Below are 20,797 nucleotides of genomic sequence, written 5' to 3' on the forward strand. Positions count from 1 at the left end.
CCGCCGATCACCCGTCCCAGACGAGGTCGCCGTCGGGCAGCCGGCGGGCGCCCTCGGCGGGGCGGTGCGGGGTGAGCCGGCCGTCGGGCATCAGGTGGGACACCGGCACGCCGTGGGCCAGCACGGCGACGTCGGCGATCAGCCGCCGGTGGCAGCGCCACCAGACGCTCTCGCTGCACATCACCGCCGTGGTCCGGGCCGCCGCGTCGGCCAGCACCGCGTCCAGCGCCGCCCGGAAGTCGGCGGTACGGGTGTACGCCGCGTACGCCCGGAAGGCGGCGACGGTCCACCAGGCATCCGGCTCGTCGGTGCCGGCCGGGGTGTGCCGCCGGCCGCCGAGGCACTGCTCCCAGCGGTAGTCCACGCCGGCCGCCGGCAGCCAGCGGGCCAACTCCTCCCGGCGTACGTCGGGGTTGGTCCGGCTCGCCGGGAACCGCCGCACGTCCACCACGAGCGCGACCCCGGCACCCGTCAGCAGCTCGCCCAGCCGTTCCCGGTCCGCCGCCCCGTGCCCCACCGTCAGCAGTGTCACGAGGAGGATATGCCCCGATTCCCGGGCGGCTACCGCTCACGCGAGGCGGAGACGGCCCGGGATCTCCGCGCGGGGCGGCGGGAGTCGGGACCGGCGGCGAGGGTGGTACGGGTGTGTCCCGACCTCCCGGCCGACGAGGCCGACGCGCTCGACTGGCTGGCGTTCGAACAGGCCGGCATCGTCACCACCGCCCAGGTGACCCGGTCGCTGACGGAGGGCACCGTACGCGGACGCGTGCGCTCCGGGCGGTGGCGCTCGATCTGCCGGGGCGTCGTGCTGATGGGCAACGGCCGGCTCACTCGGGACCAGCAGTTGTGGGTGGCGGTGCTCGCCGCGGGTCCCGGTGCCGTACTGGCCGGTCCGACGGCCGCCGCCGAGGCGGGCGTACGCGGGTTGCGGAGCGAGCCGCTGCACGTGCTCGTGCCGGCGCACCGGCGGGCGGGCCGCAAAGTGCTGGGCCGGCTGCCCGTCGACATGCCGGCGGTCGTCGTGCACCGCGCGTCGAAGCTGCCGCCGGAGCACCTTCAGCTCGCCCGCCCGCCGCGCACCACCACCGCCCGGGCGCTGGTGGACGCGGCCGGCTGGGCCCGCACGGTCGACCAGGCGCAGGCGGCGCTGGCGGCCGGCTGTCAGCAGCGACGGGTCACGCCGGAGGAGTTGTCGGCGGTGGTGGAGGCGCTGCCCCGGGCCCCTCGGCGGGCGCTGATCCGGCAGACCGTGGCCGACATCGCCGGCGGTGCCGAGGCGCTCTCGGAGATCGACTTCGTCCGGCTCTGTCGCCGCCACGGCCTGCCCGCGCCCCGGCTCCAGCAGCGGCGCGCCGACGCCTCCGGACGGACGCGGTGGCTCGACGCGTACTGGCGGGAGTGGGGGTTGCACGTCGAGATCGACGGGGCGCACCACATGGACGTCCGGCACTGGGCGGCCGACATGCGGCGCCAGAACGACGTCTGGACCTCGGGCGACCGCATCCTGCGCTTTCCGGCGTGGCTGGTCCGCACCCGCCCCGACGAGGTCGCCGCCTCCGTCCGCCGCGCCCTGACGGCCGCCGGCTGGCGCCCCGGAAAGTGAATCTTGGACAGTTGCCGTCCTCCAGGAACGGCAACTGTCCAAGATCCTCCGGTGGCGCGGACGGTGACGTCCGCGCCACCGGACTGCGCGTCAGGAGACCGTGCAGGGGGTGCCGTTGAGGATGAATGCCGTGGGCTTCGGGTTCGAGCCGGTGTGGGTGCCGTTCAAGCCGAAGCTCGTCGACGCCCCCGGCGCGAGCCGGCCGTTGTAGGAGATGTTGGTGGCGGTGACCGCGGTGCCGGTCTGGGTCCAGGTCGCCGACCAGCCCTGGCCGACCTTCTGGCCGGCGCTGGGGAAGGCGAAGGCGAGCGTCCAGCCGTCGATCGTGGTCGTGCCGGTGTTGGTGACGGTGACGTTCGCGGTGAAGCCGCTGTCCCAGCTGCTGGTCGTCCAGGCCACCGCGCAGCCGCCGGACGCGGGCGGGTCGGCGGTGGTGACGGCGACCGGCGCGGACGCCGCCGAGGCGTTGCCGGCCGCGTCCACGGCCACCACGAAGAACTGGTACGCGGTGGCGGCGGTCAGCCCGGTCACCGCCAGCGTGGTGCCGGTGGGCGTGCCGACCAGCGCGTCGGTCGCGCCGGCCTCGCGGTAGACGCGGTAGCCGGTGACGCCGACGTTGTCGGTCGACGCGGCCCAGCTCAGCGTGAGCCCGGTGGCGGTGACCGCCGAGGCGGTCGGCGTCCCGGGACGGGTCGGCGCGACGGTGTCGGGGGCCGGCGCGACGGGCGTGGTCACCTCGGCCACGGGCGAGGCGGCGGAGCGGTTGCCGGCGCCGTCGCGCGCCCGCACCGTGAACCGGTACGTGCGCTCGGGCAGCAGTCCGGTCACGGCCAGGGAGTTGCTGGCGGCGTTGAGCAGGACGAGCGCGTCGCTGCCCACCTGCGCCTGGGTGACCTCGTAGCCGACCAGCCCGCTGCCGCCCGCGTCGGTGGAGGCGGGCCAGGTCAGGGTCAGCCCGGTCGCGGTGACGGCCGAGGCGACGGGGGCGCCGGGCACGGTCGGCGCGGTGGTGTCCGGGGTGGCCGGCGCGGGCTCCTCGCCCCAGACGCGGGTGGCGCCGGAATAGAGCGTGACCTTCCGGTTCGGCCCCGCCACCGCCTGGTACGACGGGTCGTTGGTCGGGTCCCAGGTGCCGCCCTCGGGCACGCCGATCTTGAACTGCACCTCCATCCGGTGCTGCGACTGCCCGGCGGGCGCGATGGTGTGCCCGGTGCAGTCCACCTCGACGTACCAGACGTCGCCGGAGAACTGCCTGGCGCCCGACGGCGACGGGCAGCCCTGGGTGTAGCCGGGGGTGACGGTGACCGGGCCGGTGCCGTCGGGGCGGAAGTAGTAGCGGAACCTCCCGTCGGTCAGGGCGCGGGCCGGGAACGCGGACTTGTTGTAGACGATGGCCTTGAGGCCGGTGGCGCGCGGCTCAGCCTGCATCACCGTGGTCTCCACGGTCAGCTCGTCGATGTCCGGCGTCTCGGCGCGGGGGAAGCCGGCGAGCGGGGTGCCGCCGTACTCCTGGGTGAGCCGGGCCAGCGCGGAGCTGAAGCCGGCGTTGTAGTCGGTGGCGACCTCGTTCATCACGTAGTCCGACCGGTTGTCGGTGTACGCGTCGTTGGCCGCCGACGGGCCGCCGACCAGCGCGCCGTAGAGGGTGTGCCGGGTCTCGACGGGCACCGTCTGGCTGTCCCACCAGGAGCCGTGCGCGGTGCGGTGGTGCGGGTTCTTCGGGGAGTTGGCCCCGAAGCCGATGACGTAGCTGGAGGCGCGCGGGTTGTCGCCGAGCGCGTAGTCGATCTGCCGCACGGCGAAGTCGTGGTAGCGGGCCTTGCGGGTGGCGTCGGTGGTCTTGTCGCTGTAGACGAGGGCGGCGAAGGCGGTGTTCGCGGCGTAGCGCAGCGCCCCCCACGAGTCGAGCACGGCCATCCCGCCGGGCGAGTACGGCACCCGCTGCCCGTTGACGCCGACGGTCCAGTAGTCGAGCCAGCGGTTGGCGTCGTCGACGTACTTCTGCTTGCCGGTCAGGTTGGCCAGCAGCACGTACGCCCCGAACTGCTTGTTGTCCCAGGCGATGGTCCACTTGTAGGACCGCGTGGTGCTCTGGTTCTCGGTGCCGAGCTTGTCGTACTCGCTCTCGGCCTTGGCGAGGTAGGCGGCGTCGCCGGTGGCCCGGTGCAGCCAGATGGCGGACCAGACCAGCTCGTCCTGCCAGCCGCTCCAGGATCGGTAGAAGCTCGTCGCGTCGGTGATGCACTCGTGGTAGCTCTTGCGCACCGTGTCGGCGAAGGTGTGCAGCTGCTTCGCGTGCCCGAGCAGCCGGTCGGCGTAGGCGGCGTCGGTGGGCCGGAAGACCATCGACGACGCGGCCATCGCCGCCGCCGTCTCACCGGCCAGGTCCGCGCCGCCGCAGCTCGCGTCGATCTTGTACGCGGGCCGCGCCATCGGCATCACCTCGGCCGGGCCCCACCACTTGTGGTCGTCGTCGCCCTTGCCGACCTGGCCGTAGAGGACGTTGGGGGCCGGGTGCGCCCGGATGAAGTAGTCGTTGACGAAGCGCAGGTTGTTGAGCAGGTGGGGCAGCTGGCCGGAGGCGACGTAGCCGGCGCGGTACTCCACGGCGCCCCAGGCGAGCATGGTGGCGCTGAACGCCATCGGGAAGCCGAACTTGACGTGGTCGCCGGCGTCGTACCAGCCGCCGGTGAGGTCGAGCCCGACGTCGGCGCCGTCGGTGAGCGCGGAGTCGCCGCGCCAGGAGACCCGGTTCCAGTCCGGCAGCGGGCCGGACTGCTGCGCCTCGTAGAAGTAGAGGGACTTCTGCAACGCCTCGGCGTAGTTGAAGGCGGCGGCGGTGGGCCCCGCGGCGGGGACGGGCGCGGTCCGCGTGGCGCCCTTGGCGGCGGGCGCCGCGGCGGAGGCGGGCACCGGGGCGGTGACGGCGAGGGCGAGGCCGGCGGCGAGTGCGGTGCCGGCGGCCAGCAGGCGGGGCAGCCAGGGCTGCTCGCCCGGCCGGCGCGGACGTCTCGGGTGACGCATGACGGTGCTCCTGTCGGTGGCGTCGCCGGCGGCACCGGGGACGGCGCGCGGGATCGTGATCGGGGCGTGCCGGCGAAGGTGGTGGGGGTGCGGCCACGGGTCCGGGAGCGCTCCCATGGATGACCGACAATGTAATGCGGCGGTCACCGGTTTGTGAAGACGCCGACAGCGGGGCGCCCGCGCGGGGCCACTGACGGGAAAGCCCTTACCTGTACACCGGACATTCGTCACACCATCGAAAGGCGTGGATCTAATTTCGGCGTACGGGCAGGTCATCGCCGGGACAGGCGGGCGAGGACGCGCGTCGCGGCCGGGCGGGCGGCGGGCCGGGCGTTCCGGCATACGAACGTACTGTTGCCGCACCGCTTTCCGGCGCGCGACAGTACGCCTCACCAGCGGTGCCATCGACGCCGCCGCTCCCCCGGCCAATCCTGAGGAGATCGCGATGGCTCTACGACTCGCCGACGGCACCGCCTGGTCCGACACCCTCGCCCGCGCGGTGGCCGCCGTGCCCGAGGCGTTCGGTTCCCCGGTCGACGGTGTCACCACGCTGCACAACCTCGTCCGCGGCGACTGGCACGCCGTGGGCTCGCCCAGCCCCGTCCGCACGCCGGTGGACAACACCGTGCTGGTCAACCTGGCCCGCCTCGACGCGGAGTCCGCCCGCGCCGCGGTCGCGCACGCCGCCGCCGCGCACCGCGCCTGGGCCGACACCCCGCTCGCCGACCGCAAGGCCAGGGTCACCGACGCCCTGGACGCGCTCACCGCCCACCGCGACCTGCTCGCCCTGCTGCTGGTCTGGGAGATCGGCAAGCCGTGGCGGCTGGCCTGCGCCGACGTGGACCGGGCGCTCGACGGCGTCCGGTGGTACGTCGACGAGATCGACCGGATGCTCGCCGACGGCCGGGAGCCGCTGCCGGGACCGGTCAGCAACATCGCGTCGTGGAACTACCCGATGAGCGTGCTCGTGCACGCTGAGTTGGTGCAGCTGCTCGCCGGCAACGCGGTCATCGCGAAGACCCCGTCGCAGGGCGGGGCGGTCTGCCTCACCGTCGCGCACGCGCTGATGCGCCGGGCCGGGCTGCCCGCCACCCTGGTCTCCGGCGGCGGCGAGGAGCTGTCCGAGGTGCTGGTCCGGGCGCCGGAGATCGGCGCCGTCGCGTTCGTCGGCGGGCGCTCCAACGGCGGCAAGGTCGCCGCCGCGCTGCTCGACTCCGACAAGCGGCACTTCATCGAGCAGGAGGGCCTCAACGCGTGGGGCATCTGGGACTTCTCGCAGTGGGACCTGCTCGCCGGGCACCTGAAGAAGGGCTTCGAGTACGGCAAGCAGCGCTGCACCGCGTACCCGCGCTTCGTGGTCCAGCGGGACCTCGTCGACGAGTTCCTCGACATGTACCTGCCGGTGGTGCGCTCCGTCCGGTTCGGACACCCGCTCGCCGTCGGCGACGACTGGACCGCCGGTGACCCGCTGCCCGAGCTGGACTTCGGCCCGCTGATCAGCGCCGCCAAGGCCGACGAGCTGCGCCGCAAGGTCGACGAGGCGGTACGCGGCGGCGCCGTGCCGCTGCACCGGGGCAAGCTGCACGGCGCGCCGTTCCTCGACGGGCAGGACACCTCCGCGTACGTGGCCCCGTCGGTGCTGCTGGCCCCGCCCGGCCGGTCCCGGCTGATGCACGCCGAGCCGTTCGGCCCGGTCGACACCATCGTCGTGGTCGACACCACCGACGAGCTGCTGGCGGCGATGAACGCCTCGAACGGCGCGCTGGTCGCCTCGCTGGCCTGCGACGACGAGGAGCTGGCCGGCAAGCTCGCGGTCGACCTCCAGGCGTTCAAGGTGGGCATCAACAAGCCGCGCTCCCGGGGCGACCGCGACGAGCCGTTCGGCGGCCGGGGCGCGTCCTGGAAGGGCGCCTTCGTCGGCGGCGACCTGCTGGTGCAGGCGGTCACCCAGGGCGGCGACGGCCGGCTCTACGGCAACTTCCCCGACTACAGCAGCTACCCGACGACCTGAGGCGCGAGGAAGGGCCCTTCCTGCGCGAGAGTCGTCAGCAGGGGCCCCTTCCGTGCACCACGGGCACGCCCACGGTGAGCGGGACGGTGAGGGTGACCAGCGCGCCGTCCCGCTCGGTCGGGGTGAGCCGGCCGAGCCGCCGCACGGTACGCAGCATCGGGGCGTTCTCCGCGTGGACGTGCAGCACCAGGGCCGCGTAGCCGGCCTGCTCGGCGTGCCGGACCAGCCGGCGCAGCAGGGCCGAGCCGAGGCCCCGGCGCTGCCAGTCGTCGCGCACCAGCAGCGCCACCTCGGCCTCGTCGCCCTCGGCGAGCAGGTTCGCCATCGCCACCACCGGCTCCGTCGCCCCGGCGTCACCGGCCGTGGCGAGCAGGGTCACGCCCCGGGCCGGCTCCAGCAGCCGGCGCAGCCGGGCCGGCGGGGGAACCGCCGCACCGCCCAGGTAGCGGCGGTGCCGGCTGTGCGCCGAGCAGGCCTCGTGCAGCTCGATCACGCCGGGCAGGTCGTCGACGCTCGCGGGCCGTACGACCGCCTCGGCGCCGTCGGGCAGCACCAGGGTGACCTGCTCGGCGGCCCGGCGCGCGACGGCGGCCGACAGCTCGACCAGGGCCTGGGCCCGGGCGTACTCGGCCGGGGTGAAGCCCGGCACGGCGCGGCGCAGCGCGTACGACCCGCCGGCCGGGTCGTCCAGCAGCATGGTGGTGTCGGCGAGCCCGCCGCCGGGGCCCGCCGACGCCGGTCGCCAGGTCACCGTGTCGGCACCGAGCAGGGCGCGCAGCGCCTCCCCGGTCGCGTCCGGGTCCCGCACCAGCCGGGTGGCCAGGCCGAGGGCCCGGGTCGGCTGGTCGGCGAGGCCGCGCGCCTCGCTGCGTGCCACCCAGCAGTCCCGGCCCCGCCCCCGCCGCACGGCGGCGACGAGGCCGGCCTCGTCGAGCGTGTCCGGCGCGTCGACCAGGAAGTCGTCGACGGCGCCGCGCTCGGTGGTGTGCACCTGCACGGCGAGGATGTTGACCCCCCGCAAGGCCAGGCTCGCCGTCAGCACCGACAGGTAGCCCGGCCGGTCGTCCACGGTCGCCCGGATCCGCCACAGCGTCATAATTTCGCTCCCTTCCCCGGTACGAGGCTCGCCGGTCGCTGTTGCGGGCCGGTTGCCCCGGGGTGACGGCTCCGGTTCGGCGGCGCGACCTGCGCCACACCGACCGCCGCCCGGCCGGCCCGGCTCAGGGGTTGGCGGCCACCGGCGGGGCCCCGACCAGGTCGAGCCGGTCGCCGAGGATCACCGCGGCGGCCCGGACGAGCTGCGCCAGCCGGTCCACCTCCGTGGCGTGGAAGGCCGCCGCGGCCGGCGCCCCGGCGCACTCCCGGGCCACCACCAGCACCAGGCCGGCCCGGCCGAACGGCGCGACCGCGAAGTGCGCGCCGCCGGGCGTGCTGAGCGCCCGGGCCCGCAACGGGGTCACCTCCGGCAGCGGCGGCGGTACGGGCGCGCGCCAACTCGCGTACCCGACGGTCGCCTCCCCGGCGGCGCCGGTCCGGGCGGCCCAGTCCACCGGCACCACCGCGGCGACCGCCCAGTCGGCGGCGAGCAGCCCGGGAACGGCGTCGACCAGGGTCGCCACGCCGTCGACCGGGTTGGCCGCGACCTGGGCCAGCAACTCGGCGTCCTGCCCGGAGGTGGTGGGCGCGCCGATCGCCCGCCACACCCCGTCCACCCGGACGCCGGGGATCGCCGCCAGCCCGGCGAGCAGCCGCTCGACCCGCGCCGCGCCCGGCCAGACGACGGTGAAGTCGTCCACCGCCCGCCCGCCGAGCCGCTCCAGGACGACCACCTGGACGATGTCCGCACCGGACACGCCCATGGTGCGCGCCACCTGACCGAGCGTGCCCGGACGGTCCGGCAGGGTGACCCGAACTCGCAGCAACATGTCTGAACCCTCCGCTCGGCGGGCCGGCGCCGCTGGCCGGCAGGCTGGGCCCCAGCCTGGGCGATGGCCGTTTCGCCCCTGTTGCCGCGGCATGTCCCGAGGGTCAAATCCCGACCTTGACAACATGGCGGAGCTGCCATCAACTAATCGGATGACCGAGCCGGCCGTCGACGCGCACGGGCCGGGCAGCGCGACTGCCCCCGCCGCCGCCCCCCGCGGGCTGGATCTCGACCGGCTCGCCGGTTACCTGGCCCGGCACCGGCCCGAGCTGGCCGACGGCCCGCTGCGCGCCCGGCTGATCGCCGGCGGCAAGTCCAACCTGACCTACCTGCTGGGCGTCGGCGAGCGGGAGGTGGTGCTGCGCCGCCCGCCGCTCGGGCACGTGCTGGCCACCGCACACGACATGGCCCGGGAGTACCGGGTCATCTCCGCGCTGGCGCCGACCGACGTGCCGGTGCCGGCCGCGCTGCTGCTCTGCGAGGACGCCGAGGTGATCGGCGCGCCCTTCTACCTGATGGAACGGGTGCGCGGCGAGGTGTTCCGCACCCGCGCCCAGACCGACCCGCTCACCGCCGACCAGCGGCGGGAGCTGGCGCTGGCGATGATGGACACCCTCGCCGCTCTGCACGCGGTCGAGCCCGCCTCGGTCGGGCTGGGCGACTTCGGCCGGCCGGAGGGCTACCTCGCGCGGCAGGTCCGCCGCTGGGCCGGCCAGCTCGACCGGTCCCGCAGCCGGCCGCTGCCCGGCATCGAGGAGCTGCGGGACCTGCTCGCCGGCACCGTGCCGGAGGGCGCCAACGCCGGCCGGATCGTGCACGGCGACTACCGGCTGGACAACCTGCTCGCCACCGTCGACCCGGTGGCCGTACGGGCCGTGCTCGACTGGGAGATGGCCACCCTCGGCGACCCGCTGGCCGACCTCGGGCTGCTGCTGACCTACTGGGACGTGCTCGGCGGCAGCGAGTCGGCCGCCGGCAACCCGGTCGCCGACGGGCTCGGCCCGCGCGCCGGGTTCCCCACCGGGACGGAGCTGATCGCGCGGTACGCCGGGCGCGGCGACGTCGACGTCGGGCCGCTGCACTGGCACGTCGCACTCGGCTGCTTCAAGCTCGCGGTGATCTGCGAGGGCATCCACTACCGGCACACTCTCGGGCAGACGCTCGGCGAGGGCTTCGACCGGATCGGCGACATGGTGGCACCGCTGGTCGAACACGGGCTGACCGCCGCCAGGGAGCGTTGATGGACTTCGCCTACGACACCCGCACCGAGCAGCTGCGGGCCGAGCTGACCGCGTTCCTGGACGAGCACGTGTACCCGGCCGAGCCGGTGCACGCCGCGCAGGTGGCCGCCGCCGGCGACCCCTGGGCCCGGCCCCCGGTGATGGCCGAGCTGAAGGCCGAGGCGCGCAAGCGCGGCCTGTGGAACCTCTTCCTCCCCGACCCGCGCCACGGCGCCGGCCTGACCAACCTCCAGTACGCCCCACTGGCCGAGCTGACCGGGCGCAGCCCGCACCTGGCCCCGGAGGCGCTCAACTGCGCCGCGCCCGACACGGGCAACATGGAGCTGCTCGCCGAGTTCGGCTCGCCGGAGCAGCAGGAGCGCTGGCTGCGGCCGCTGCTGGAGGGCGAGATCCGCTCCGCGTTCTGCATGACCGAGCCGGAGGTGGCGTCCTCGGACGCGACCAACATCGCGACCCGGATCACCCGCGACGGCGACCACTACGTGGTCAACGGGCGCAAGTGGTGGTCGTCGGGGGCGATGGACCCGCGCTGCGAGATCTTCATCGTGATGGGCAAGACCGACCCGGAGGCCGACCGGCACCGCCAGCAGAGCATGATCCTGGTGCCCCGGGACACCCCCGGCATCGCCGTGCGACGGGGCATGACGGTGTTCGGCTACAGCGACGCCTCGCACGGCGGCCACGCCGAGATCGACTTCACCGACGTCCGCGTACCGGCGGAGAACCTGGTCGGGGCGGAGGGCACCGGCTTCGCGATCGCCCAGGCCCGGCTCGGCCCCGGCCGGATCCACCACTGCATGCGGCTGATCGGCATGGCGGAGCGGGCCCTGGAGCTGCTCTGCCGGCGGGCGCTCGAGCGGGTCGCGTTCGGCCGGCCGCTCGCCGAGCAGGGCGTGGTGCGCGAGTGGATCGCCGAGTCCCGGGTGCGCATCGAGCAGGCCCGGCTGCTGGTGCTCAAGACCGCCTGGCTGATGGACACGGTCGGCAACAAGGGCGCGCACTCCGAGATCCAGGCCATCAAGATCGCCACTCCCGCCATGGCCGAGTGGGTCATCGACAAGGCCATCCAGGCGTACGGCGGCGCCGGCGTCAGCCAGGACACCCCGCTCGCCGCCCTCTGGGCCCAGTCGCGGACGCTGCGCCTGGCGGACGGCCCCGACGAGGTCCACCGTTCCTCGCTCGCCAAGCGCGAACTGCGCCGCTGGTCGGACTGACCACGGCACCGACCGGCCCCACCCCGCCACACGCCCGCCGGACGCCCGTCCGGCGGGCGGCGGGCGGCGGGCGGCGGTATCGCCGGCTCACCTCGACAGGCACACCGGTCAGGCGGAGGCGCGTTCGATCAGCTGGGTGTCGAGCAGGATGTGGGGCGACGGGAGCTCGTCGCCGCGGATGCGGCTGACCAGCAGGCGGGCCATCTGCCGGCCCATCTCCTCCACCGGCTGGAAGACCGTGGTCAGCGGCGGCTCGGACTGCCGGGCGATCGGGGCGTCGTCGAAGCCGACCACCGCGACGTCCTCCGGCACCCGCCGGCCCGCCTCGCGCAGCGCGCGCAGCGCCCCGAACGCCATCAGGTCGGAGGCGACGAAGACGGCGTCGAGGTCGGGGCAGTCCTCCAGCAGCCGACGCATCCCGGCGGCCCCGCTGCCCTCGCTGAAGTCGCCGTACGCGATCATGGCGGGGTCGACCTCGCCCCCGGCGGCCCGGACCGCCTCCTTGTAGCCGGTCAGCCGGCCCAGGCCGGCGCCCATGTCCTGGGGGCCGGCGATGGTGGCGATGCGCCGCCGCCCCCGGCCGGCCAGGTGTTCCACGGCCCGCCGGGCGCCGCCGACATTGTCCACGTCGACGTAGTACGCCGGCTGCGCGCCGGGTTGCAGCATCCGGGCCGGGCGGCCGCCGAGCACGGTGGGCAGGCCGCGCTCCTCCAGCAGGGTGGGCAGCGGGTCGGAGTCGTGCAGCGACAGCAGCAGGACCCCGTCGACGTGCTGGTTGGTCAGGTGGTGCTCGACCCGCTCCCGCTCGATCGGCGACTGCACCATGGCCAGCCAGAGCTGCAACGGGGTCTCCAGCAGCCCTGAGCTGACGCCCCGGACGATGCCGGCGAAGAACGGCTCGGTGAAGACCCGGTCGCCGGATTCCGAGACCACCAGGGCGATCGAGTCGGTGCGCTGGGTCACCAGGGCACGGGCGGCCCGGTTCGGCACGTACCCCAGCTCGGCGATGGCCTGCTGCACCGCGGCGCGCGCCTCGGGGCTCACCTGGGGTGAGCCGTTGACCACCCGGGAGACCGTCCCGCGACCGACGCCGGCGCGGGCGGCGACGGCGTCGAGGGTCGGGCGCCCGAGCGACCGGGTGCGCTGCGTTGTCATTGTCTGCTCCTCCGACGGCGGACCGGCCCCGGCGCCACCCCGTGCGGGGTGGCGCCGGGGCCGCCCGTTGATGGCTGGCCCTGGCCTATTGTGCGGCCAGACCGTTGCGTCGGATCACCTCGGCGTACCACCTGGCGCTGGACTTGGGAATGCGGACCTGGCTGTCGTAGTCGACGTGGACCATCCCGAACCGCTTGGTGTAGCCCCAGGCCCACTCGAAATTATCCATCAGCGACCAGGCGAAGTACCCGCGCAGGGGCACCCCGGCCTCGATCGCCTCGTGCGCGGCGCGCAGGTGGGCGTCGAAGTACGCCAGCCGGTCGACGTCGTCGACCTGCCCGTCGACCACCTCGTCGACGAAGGCCGAGCCGTTCTCGGTGACGTAGAGCGGCAGGTCGGTGTACTCCTCGTGCACCCGGCGCAGCGTCTCCACCAGACCGGGGGCGTCGATCTCCCAGTTCATGTCGGTGACCGGGACGCCCCGGGTGACGAACCGGACGTCCTCGCTGCCCGGCCAGCACGACGGCGCCCGCCAGTACGGCTCCGGCTCGGCCCCGGGGACCGGCGCGGCGACCACATGGCGGCTGTAGTAGTTGACGCCCACCACGTCCAGCGGGCTCGAGATGGTCGCCAGGTCGCCGTCGCGCACGTGCCCGAAGTCGGTGACCTTGGCGAGGTCGGCCATCAGGTCCGCCGGGTAGGACCCGCGCAGCAGCGGGTCCAGGAAGAAGCGGTTGGCCAGCCCGTCGATGCGCCGCGCGGCGTCGACGTCGGCGGGCGCGTCGCTGGCCGGGGTGACCGGGTAGAGGTTGACCGTCACCCCGACCTCGGCGGTCGGCCGGGCCGCGCGCAGCGCCTGCACCGCGAGGCCGTGGCCGAGCATCAGGTGGTGTCCGGCCCGTACGGCGTCCGCGCCGTCCGAGCGGCCCGGCGCGTGCACCCCGGAGCCGTAGCCGAGGAACGCCGAGCACCACGGCTCGTTGAGCGTGGTCCAGTAGCGCACCCGGTCGCCGAGCGCGTCGGCGACCAGCGTGGCGTAGTCGGCGAACCGCGCGGCGGTGTCCCGGGCCGGCCAGCCGCCGACGTCCTCCAGCGGCTGCGGCAGGTCCCAGTGGTAGAGGGTGAGCCACGGCTCGATCCCGTGCGCCAGCAGCTCGTCGACGAGCCGCCGGTAGAAGTCCAGCCCCTCGGCGTTGGCGGGGCCGGTGCCGCCCGGCTGCACCCGCGGCCAGGAGACCGAGAACCGGTACGACTTCAGCCCCAGCTCGGCCATCAACGCGACGTCGGAGCCCATCCGGTGGTAGTGGTCGCAGGCCACGTCGCCGGTGTGCCCCTCGACCACCCGGCCGGGGGTGTGACTGAAGGTGTCCCAGATCGACGGGGTCCGGCCGCCCTCGGCCGCCGCGCCCTCGATCTGGTACGCGGCGGTGGCCGCGCCCCAGAGGAAGCCGGGCGGGAAGGTCAGCGGCGGACGGTCGTCGACGACACCGACGGCGGGCGGGCTGGCGGGGTTGCTCACGACTTGACGGCACCTTCCATGATGCCGCCCACGATCTGGCGGCCGAACACGATGAACACGATCACCAACGGTAGAGTGCCGACCGCCGTGGCGGCGAACACCTGCGAATAGTCGGTGTAGTAGGCGTACGACAGGAAGGCCAACGAGACCTGGAGCGTCGGGTTCTCGGAGGTGAGCACCGCGTACGGCCACAGGAACGAGTTCCAGGTCTCCATGAAGGTCAGCAGGCCGAGCACGGCGGCGGCCGGTCGCAGCGCGGGCAGCACGATGTTCCAGTAGATGCGGAAGGTGCTCGCCCCGTCCACCCGGCCCGCCTCGATCAGCTCGTCGGAGATGGCCTGGGTGGCGTACTGCCGCATCATGAACACGCCGAACGCGCTGACCAGGAACGGCACGGTCACCGCGTAGAGGGTGTCGAACCAGTTGAGGTCCTGGATCATGCCCCAGAGCGGGATGAGGCCGAGCTGCGTCGGGATCATCATGGTGACGATGATCGTCAGCAGCAGCGCGTTGCGGCCCCGGAAGCGCAGCTTGGCGAAGGCGAAGCCGGCCAGCGAGCCGGTGATCACCACGGAGACCGTCACGATGCCGGAGACGATCACCGAGTTGAGCAGGCCGGTGAGGAAGTTCGCCGCGTCGTTGTCGAGCACGCGGCCGAAGTTGTCGCCGAACGACCCGGCCGGCGTGACCGGCGGCGGGACGTCGTTGATCGAGTCCAGGCTGCGGGTGGCGATGACCACCATGTAGTAGAACGGGTAGATCGAGAAGAGCGTCGCCAGGACGAGCGCGACGTAGGTCAGCGGGCTGGTGCGCCACAGGCGCCGGGATGCCGAGTTCATCAGGGCGTTCCTCACTTCACCGTGCGGCGGACGAGCAGGAAGTTGATCCCCGAGACGAGGGCGATCATCAGGAACATCGCCCAGGCGACCGCGGCGCCGTAGCCGGCGGTGTTGAGGTTCTCGATGCCCAGCTCGTACATGTACATGGCCAGGGTCTGGAACTCGCGCTGGTCGCCGCCGATGATGTTGCCGTTGGCGAAGACGAGCGGCTCGGTGAAGAGCTGGAGCCCGCCGATCGTGGAGAGGATGACCACGAAGACGAAGGTCGGCGTGAGCATCGGCAGGGTGATCCGCCAGAACTGCTTCCACTGGCTGGCGCCGTCGAGCGCCGCCGCCTCGTACAGGTCGCGCGGGATGGCCTGCATGCCCGCGAGCAGGATCAGGGTGTTGTAGCCGGTCCACCGCCAGTTGACCATGGAGGCGATGGCGGTCCAGGAGCTCCAGCGCTCGGCGTCCCAGTCGACCGCGTCGATGCCCACGAAGCTCAGCAGCCAGTTGATCACGCCGAAGTCGCGCTGGAAGAGCATGCCGAAGACGATCGCCACGGCGGCCACCGAGACCACGTTCGGCATGAAGATCGCCATCCGGAACAGCGTGCGCGCGCGCAGGAAGGTGCGGTTGAGCAGGTTCGCCAGGAACAGGGCGAGCAGCAGCTGCGGGATGGTCGACAGCAGGAAGATGCCGAAGGTGTTGAGCGTGGCGTTCCAGAAGTACTCGTCCTTGACCAGGGCGACGTAGTTGTCGAACCCGATGAAGCTGTGGTCGCCGATCAGGTTCCAGTCGTGCAGGGACATCCAGGCGGTCCGCAGCATCGGGTAGAGCCCGAAGATGCCGAAGATCACGAAGAACGGCGCGATGTAGAGGTACGGCGAGTACTTGAGGTCCAGCCGGGTCAGCGAGTGCGACCGGGACCGGCGCCGCGCGGGCGGGCGGGGTGGCGGTGCGGCGGGCGACGGCGGAGCCGTCGTGGCCGAGAGGCTCATGCGGGGTCCTTTCCCGGCGTCGGCACGGGCGCGCGCCGACGCCCAGGCGCTCTTACGCGAAAACGGGACGGCGCCGATGGCGTCCGGGGCGGAACGGGGACGGCGCCGGTGGCGTCCGGGTGTGTGGACCCGGACGCCACCTGGCGACGAGGTGGGTCAGAAGGCGCCCTGCGTCTTGGCGTCCTTGGCGAACTGCTCCCAGGCCTTGTCCTTCGTGGCCTGTCCCTGTTCGTACGAGCGCAGCGCCGGCTCGAACGCGTTCTCCTTCACCGCCTGGTGCTTCGGGCCGAGGTGCAGCGGCTGGATCTTGGCGACGCTCTCACCGAAGATCTTGCCGGTCGGCGCGTTGTTGAAGTACTCGTTGGTGTAGGCGAGGAACTCCTGGTTCTTCAGCGCCTCCAGGTTGGTCGGCAGCGGGCCCTTGAGCTTGAACGCCGCCACCTGGCTCTGCGCGTTGGTCAGGTACTCGGCGAGCTTCGCCGCCTCCTTGGGGTACTTGCTCTGGGTCGGCACGCCGAGCCAGGAGCCACCCCAGTTGCCGGCGCCGCCGGGCACCGGTGCGACGTCCCACTTGCCCTTGTTCTCGGGGCCGGAGTTGTCCGCGACGATGCCGAGCATCCAGGACGGGCAGAAGGTCGCCGCGAAGGTGCCCTGCTTGAAGCCGGCCGACCACTCCGGCGACCAGGTGGCCGTCTCGGCGGTGATGTTGGCGTCGGCCATCGCGACCGCGGTGTCCCAGGAGGTCTTCACCGCCGCGCTCTTGTCGGCGACGACGTTGTCGTCCTTGTCGTAGAACAGCTCGCCGCCCTGCTGGAACATGACCGCGCTGGCAGCGGTGGTGACCGAGTCGAGCAGGCCCTTGCCGGTGGCGGTGCGGTACTTCTTGCCGGTCTCGATGAAGGCGTTCCAGTCCGGCCAGAGGGCGGCGACCTGGTCCCGCTCGACCGGCAGCTTGGCGGCCTGGAAGAGGTCCCGGCGGTAGCAGACGGCGAGGCTGCCGACGTCGGTCGGCAGGCCGATCAGCCGGCCGTCGGGCGCCTTGCCCAGCTCCCACTTCCAGGGCAGGTATTCCTTGCTGTGGTCGGCGACCAGCGGGGCGAGGTCGGCCCAGTTGGCCGGGTTGGCCTTGAACTCGTTGAGGATGCCCTCCTCCAGGGCGACCACGTCGGCCGCGCCCTTGCCGGTGGCGAGCGCCCGCACGATCTTCGGCCGGTACTCGTTGAGCTGGGCGGTCTTGCGCAGCTCGACCTTGATGCCGGTGTCCTTCTCGTACTGCTTGATGATCTCGTCGTAACCGAACTCGCCGAACGTGTCGACGACCAGCTTGGCGGGCTTCTCGCCGGCCGCGGGCGCGTCGTCGTCCTTGCCGCAGGCCGCGAGACCGCCGATGGCGGTTATCGCGGCCAGGGCGGCAGCCGCCATGCGGGTGCGCCGCGTGGTGAGGCTCATCGGAGACCCCTCTTTCGGTGGTGAGGCTGACTGGGTGTGGTGGGGGGTGCCGTGCGCGCCGTCGGCACCGGTCGGGGCCGGCGGTCGACGTCCGGAGCGGGGCGCGGGTGAGTCGTGCCACGTTCGCGGGAGCGCTCCCATGAGATTGCCGGCGGGTGTCGGGGGTGTCAATAGGCCCTTGGGAGCGTTCCCAGATCGTTACCGCGAGTGCGCGCGCCCCGACCGCCGCACGTCGCGGGGCCGACCCGCCGAGCGGCACCACCTGGGCATCCGCCGCGTTGAAGCGGTTCAGTGCGCCCGGCCAGGGTCGACGGACACGCTGAGCAGCCCGTCGAGCACCCCGAGTGTCGACGGGAGGCGTCTCAGCAGAAGCGGTTCAGCAGAAGCGGCGCAGCAGGGTGCCGGCCCGGCCCGCGTCGAAGGCGGCCGGGTCGAACCGGTCGCCCACCCGGTCCCGCGCCTGGAGGTGCTCCGGGTGACCCGGGTCCGCCAGCGCGGCCAGCAGCGCCTGGTAGCCGGCCGGGCCACCGACGTCCTCCGGCGGGCACGCCCGCTCGCCGTCCAGGCAGGACGGATACCGCTCGTCCGGGTCGGCCGTGAAGGCGTCCTCCACCACCAGGCCGTGCTCCCACCAGTCACCGAAGTCGTACGTGTAGTGCAGGCGGCTGCCCTTGCCGACCACCGCGTCGAGGCGGACGTCCAACTCGTCGTGCAGGGCCAGCTCCCCGTCGGGGTCGGGCTCGCCGTACTGGCGGCCCTCGATCTCGAACGAGTGCAGGTGGCAGTCCCGCCAGCCCATGGCGTGCTGCACCACCCGGTGCAGCCGGTCCAGGGTGTAGCCGCCCGGGACGAGCACCCTGCGCCAGACGGGCGGTCGGACCCCGGCCAGGGAAATCTTCAGCTGGAAGATCTGACGCGGCATGCTGTCCCATCCTTCCTCGGCATAGGCTGCGGGCATGATCTGCCGAGCGTGCCGGGCCAGGCGGCACGACGACTGTCCGGGGCGAAACTGGTGCGACTGCCAGCACCGTACCCCCCGACCCACCCCTCCGGTCACCGGTCCGGCCGGCGAATGAGCGTCGGAATCCCGATTTCGGCGCTCTGGCCGCAGCCGTCGGCCCGACCGCTGGACGACGCCGCGCTCACCGCGCTCTACGACCGCTCCGACCGCCCCCACCTGCGGGTGAACTTCGTGACCAGCGTGGACGGCGGCGTCTCCGTCGACGGCTACTCCGCCGGCCTCTCCGGCGAGCCGGACAAGCGCGTCTTCGGGCTGCTGCGGATGCTCTGCGACGCCCTGGTCGTGGCCGCCGGGACGCTGCGGCACGAGGGCTACCGGGCGGTACGCCTCAACGAGCGGCGCCGGGCGTGGCGCCGCGAGCACGGCCTGCCCGAGTACCCGACGCTGGTCGTCGTCTCCGGCTCGCTCGACCTCGACCCGGCGCAGGCCGCGTTCGCCGACGCGCCGGTGCGGCCCGTGGTGCTCACCCGGGCCGACTCCGTGGCACCGCCCGGCCTCACCGGGGTCGCCGACGTGGTGCGCTGCGGCGACGACCGGGTGGACCTCGCGGCGGGCCTGGCCGAACTGCGCCGCCGCGGCCTCGGCCAGGTGCTCTGCGAGGGCGGCCCGCACCTGTTCGGCGCGCTCACCGCCGCCAATCTCGTGGACGAGGTCTGCCTCACCGTCGCCCCGCTGCTCGCCGGCGCGGGCCCGGGGCGGATCAGCGCCGGCGACCCCAGCGACGTGCGCCACCTGCCGCTGCGACACGTGCTCGCCGCCGCCGACGGGGTGCTCATGCTCCGCTACGCCCGCGACTGACCGTGGTCGGCCGGACACCCTGCGGCTGAGGCCGTCGGCGGCGGCGTGGCGTCCGCCGCGTCGCGTGGCAACGTGTCGTACTCCTCGGGCAGGATGCAGGGCGTGTGCCCCGACCGCGACGACCAGCCGACCGGAGTTGCCCGATGACTGACGACGGGTTCGACGGCCCGGGCGAGGTGGTCGGCCGGGTGCTGGGCACCGCCGACGCCACCCCCCTGCAGTTCTGGACCGCGGTCTCCCCCGGCAGCTACCTCCAGCTCGACGACGTCGTGGTGACCCGGCGGGAGCTGCCCGACCGCGAGCCGGTGACGATCGCCGGGGTGGTCACCCAGGTCCGCGCCCGGCACGAGGGCGCCCAGTTCGACTCCGACGTCTTCGCCATCGCCGACGGCACGCTGCCCGCCCAGGTGCAGGAGGCCGCCGAGATCACCACCACCCGCGTCGACCCGGAGCTCTACGTGCCGCCGTCGCCCGGTGCCGTGGTGCACCGCGCCGAGGGCGACGCCCGGGCCCGGGCGCTGCACTTCGACCGGATGGAGCGGCGCATCCCGATGGGCATGGGGCGCGACGGGGTGCCGGTCTACCTCAACGCCGACTTCCTCGACGGCAGCCGGGGCGCGCACGTGTCGATCTCCGGCATCTCCGGGGTCGCCACGAAGACGAGCTTCGCCACCTTCCTGCTCTACTCGGTCTTCCGCTCCGGGGTGCTGGGCGGCGACGCGGTCAACGCCAAGGCGCTCATCTTCAACGTCAAGGGCGAGGACCTGCTCTTCCTCGACCATCCCAACACCCGGCTGGACGACCCGACCCGCGCCGCGTACGCGAAGCTCGGGCTGGTCGCCGGCGCGTTCCCGGACGTGCGGGTCTACGCCCCGCCCCGGGTGGGCGACTCCTCCGGCACGCCCGACGTGAGCAGCCGCCTCACCGGGGTCGACAGCTTCTACTGGACGCTGAGCGAGTTCTGCGCCGACCGCCTGCTGCCCTACGTGTTCGCCGACGCCGACGACGAGCGCCAGCAGTACACGATGGTGGTGCACTCGGTCACCGCCCACCTGGCCCGGCACGCCCAGCCCGCCGACGGCGGCATCAGCATCGACGGGGTGCGGCTCGGCTCGTACGCCGACCTGGTCGACCACGTCGTGGACCAGCTCAACGACGACGAGACCCGCTCCGACTGGGCCGGCAGCGCCGTCGGGCTCGGCACGGTCAACGCGTTCGCCCGCCGGCTGATCGGCAGCAAGAAGGACCTGTCCCGGCTGATCCGGGGCGACCTGGCCACCCGCCGCCCGCACTCGATCAACACCGCTGAGAGCGCCCAGGTCACCGTCGTCGACCTGCACAACCTCCCCGACCGCGCGCAGCGGTTCGTGGTCGGCGTGACGCTGAAGAGCGAGTTCGAGCGCAAGGAGAAGTCCGGCACCGCCAAGCCGCTGCTCTTCGTGGTGCTCGACGAGCTCAACAAGTACGCCCCACGCGAGGGCTCCTCGCCCATCAAGGAGGTGCTGCTCGACATCGCCGAGCGGGGTCGCTCGCTCGGGGTGATCCTGGTCGGCGCCCAGCAGACGGCGAGCGAGGTGGAGCGGCGGATCGTCACCAACTCGGCGATCCGGGTGGTGGGCCGGCTCGACCCGGCCGAGGCGTCCCGCCCGGAGTACGGCTTCCTGCCGCCCGCCCAGCGGCAGCGCGCGCTGCTGGCCAAGCCGGGCACGATGTTCGTCAACCAGCCCGACATCCCGGTGCCGCTCTGCCTGGAGTTCCCGTTCCCGGCCTGGGCCACCCGGGTCTCCGAGGCCGGCCGCGCCCCGTCCGAGACGCTCCGGTCGATCACCCAGTCCGTCGACCCGTTCGCGGTCGTCGGCTCCGGCGGCGGCACCAGCGACGACGACATCCCGTTCTAGGGGAGACACCGGTGAGCGCGAGGAGTGAGCTTGCGAGCCCCGCAGTCGCGAACGAAAGGCTGGCACTGGTGAGCGCGAGGAGTGAGCTTGCGAGCCCCGCAGTCGCGAACGAAAGGCT

Annotated in this window: 16 protein-coding genes; 6 read left to right on the top strand and 10 right to left on the bottom strand. The window is 73.4% G+C overall.

Annotation, left to right across the window (positions count from 1 at the left end; all coding sequences use genetic code 11):
- Nucleotides 1-7: 7 nt before the first annotated feature.
- Nucleotides 8-532 carry a DUF488 family protein gene (locus ACLQ22_RS06820; RefSeq protein WP_425691508.1) on the bottom strand — a complete coding sequence of 175 codons (525 nt, stop codon included), beginning with the start codon at nt 530-532 and terminating at the stop codon, nt 8-10.
- Nucleotides 533-643: 111 nt separating this feature from the next.
- On the opposite strand from ACLQ22_RS06820, the gene ACLQ22_RS06825 reads away from it, so the two are divergent.
- The gene (locus tag ACLQ22_RS06825; RefSeq protein WP_425691509.1) at nt 644-1,603 is read left to right on the top strand and encodes a hypothetical protein; all 960 of its coding nucleotides are present in this window, start codon (nt 644-646) and stop codon (nt 1,601-1,603) included.
- Between the two features lie 90 nt (nt 1,604-1,693).
- On the opposite strand, the gene ACLQ22_RS06830 is transcribed toward ACLQ22_RS06825, so the two are convergent.
- Nucleotides 1,694-4,627 carry a glycoside hydrolase family 9 protein gene (locus tag ACLQ22_RS06830; RefSeq protein ID WP_425691510.1) on the bottom strand — a complete coding sequence of 978 codons (2,934 nt, stop codon included), beginning with the start codon at nt 4,625-4,627 and terminating at the stop codon, nt 1,694-1,696.
- 445 nt (nt 4,628-5,072) lie between these two features.
- On the opposite strand from ACLQ22_RS06830, the gene ACLQ22_RS06835 reads away from it, so the two are divergent.
- A complete protein-coding gene (locus ACLQ22_RS06835) occupies nt 5,073-6,638 on the top strand; it encodes an aldehyde dehydrogenase family protein (RefSeq protein ID WP_425691511.1) in 1,566 nt (521 codons plus the stop codon).
- A gap of 34 nt (nt 6,639-6,672) precedes the next feature.
- On the opposite strand, the gene ACLQ22_RS06840 is transcribed toward ACLQ22_RS06835, so the two are convergent.
- A complete protein-coding gene (locus ACLQ22_RS06840; RefSeq protein ID WP_425691512.1) occupies nt 6,673-7,734 on the bottom strand; it encodes a GNAT family N-acetyltransferase in 1,062 nt (353 codons plus the stop codon).
- 124 nt (nt 7,735-7,858) lie between these two features.
- Nucleotides 7,859-8,563, bottom strand: a complete 705-nt coding sequence (locus ACLQ22_RS06845; protein ID WP_366638712.1) for an amino acid-binding protein — start codon at nt 8,561-8,563, stop codon at nt 7,859-7,861.
- Nucleotides 8,564-8,714: 151 nt separating this feature from the next.
- Between ACLQ22_RS06845 and ACLQ22_RS06850 the strand changes: the two genes are divergently transcribed.
- Nucleotides 8,715-9,803 (top strand): phosphotransferase family protein, encoded by a 1,089-nt coding sequence (locus ACLQ22_RS06850; protein WP_425691785.1) that lies wholly within the window; start codon nt 8,715-8,717, stop codon nt 9,801-9,803.
- The gene (locus ACLQ22_RS06855; RefSeq protein WP_425691513.1) at nt 9,803-11,017 is read left to right on the top strand and encodes an acyl-CoA dehydrogenase family protein; all 1,215 of its coding nucleotides are present in this window, start codon (nt 9,803-9,805) and stop codon (nt 11,015-11,017) included. The genes ACLQ22_RS06850 and ACLQ22_RS06855 overlap by 1 nt, the downstream gene beginning before the upstream one ends.
- A gap of 108 nt (nt 11,018-11,125) precedes the next feature.
- Here ACLQ22_RS06855 and ACLQ22_RS06860 read toward each other — a convergent pair whose 3' ends face one another.
- The 6 genes from ACLQ22_RS06860 to ACLQ22_RS06885 all read right to left on the bottom strand — a co-directional run bounded on the left by ACLQ22_RS06860 (nt 11,126) and on the right by ACLQ22_RS06885 (nt 17,884).
- Complete coding sequence (locus tag ACLQ22_RS06860) at nt 11,126-12,172, bottom strand: LacI family DNA-binding transcriptional regulator (RefSeq protein WP_425691514.1); 1,047 nt, start codon at nt 12,170-12,172, stop codon at nt 11,126-11,128.
- Between the two features lie 85 nt (nt 12,173-12,257).
- Nucleotides 12,258-13,691 (bottom strand): GH1 family beta-glucosidase, encoded by a 1,434-nt coding sequence (locus ACLQ22_RS06865; protein ID WP_425691515.1) that lies wholly within the window; start codon nt 13,689-13,691, stop codon nt 12,258-12,260.
- Nucleotides 13,688-14,530 carry a carbohydrate ABC transporter permease gene (locus ACLQ22_RS06870; RefSeq protein WP_121395889.1) on the bottom strand — a complete coding sequence of 281 codons (843 nt, stop codon included), beginning with the start codon at nt 14,528-14,530 and terminating at the stop codon, nt 13,688-13,690. Before ACLQ22_RS06870 ends, ACLQ22_RS06865 begins: the two co-directional genes overlap by 4 nt.
- 11 nt (nt 14,531-14,541) lie before the next feature.
- Nucleotides 14,542-15,513, bottom strand: coding sequence for a carbohydrate ABC transporter permease (locus tag ACLQ22_RS06875; RefSeq protein ID WP_121395890.1), 972 nt, complete (start codon nt 15,511-15,513; stop codon nt 14,542-14,544).
- Nucleotides 15,514-15,669: 156 nt separating this feature from the next.
- The gene (locus tag ACLQ22_RS06880; RefSeq protein WP_425691516.1) at nt 15,670-16,962 is read right to left on the bottom strand and encodes an ABC transporter substrate-binding protein; all 1,293 of its coding nucleotides are present in this window, start codon (nt 16,960-16,962) and stop codon (nt 15,670-15,672) included.
- Between the two features lie 376 nt (nt 16,963-17,338).
- Nucleotides 17,339-17,884: a plasmid pRiA4b ORF-3 family protein gene (locus ACLQ22_RS06885; protein WP_425691517.1), complete on the bottom strand. Its 546-nt coding sequence runs from the start codon at nt 17,882-17,884 to the stop codon at nt 17,339-17,341.
- A 150-nt stretch (nt 17,885-18,034) separates the two neighbouring features.
- Here ACLQ22_RS06885 and ACLQ22_RS06890 point away from each other — a divergent pair, with 150 nt between their 5' ends.
- Both ACLQ22_RS06890 and ACLQ22_RS06895 read left to right on the top strand, forming a co-directional pair.
- On the top strand, nt 18,035-18,781 hold the full coding sequence (locus ACLQ22_RS06890; protein WP_425691518.1) for a pyrimidine reductase family protein: 747 nt from the start codon (nt 18,035-18,037) through the stop codon (nt 18,779-18,781).
- A gap of 143 nt (nt 18,782-18,924) precedes the next feature.
- Nucleotides 18,925-20,679: an ATP-binding protein gene (locus ACLQ22_RS06895; protein WP_366638699.1), complete on the top strand. Its 1,755-nt coding sequence runs from the start codon at nt 18,925-18,927 to the stop codon at nt 20,677-20,679.
- Nucleotides 20,680-20,797 lie beyond the last annotated feature (118 nt).

Source organism: Micromonospora sp. DT178, assembly GCF_049841695.1.
Lineage (GTDB): Bacteria > Actinomycetota > Actinomycetes > Mycobacteriales > Micromonosporaceae > Micromonospora.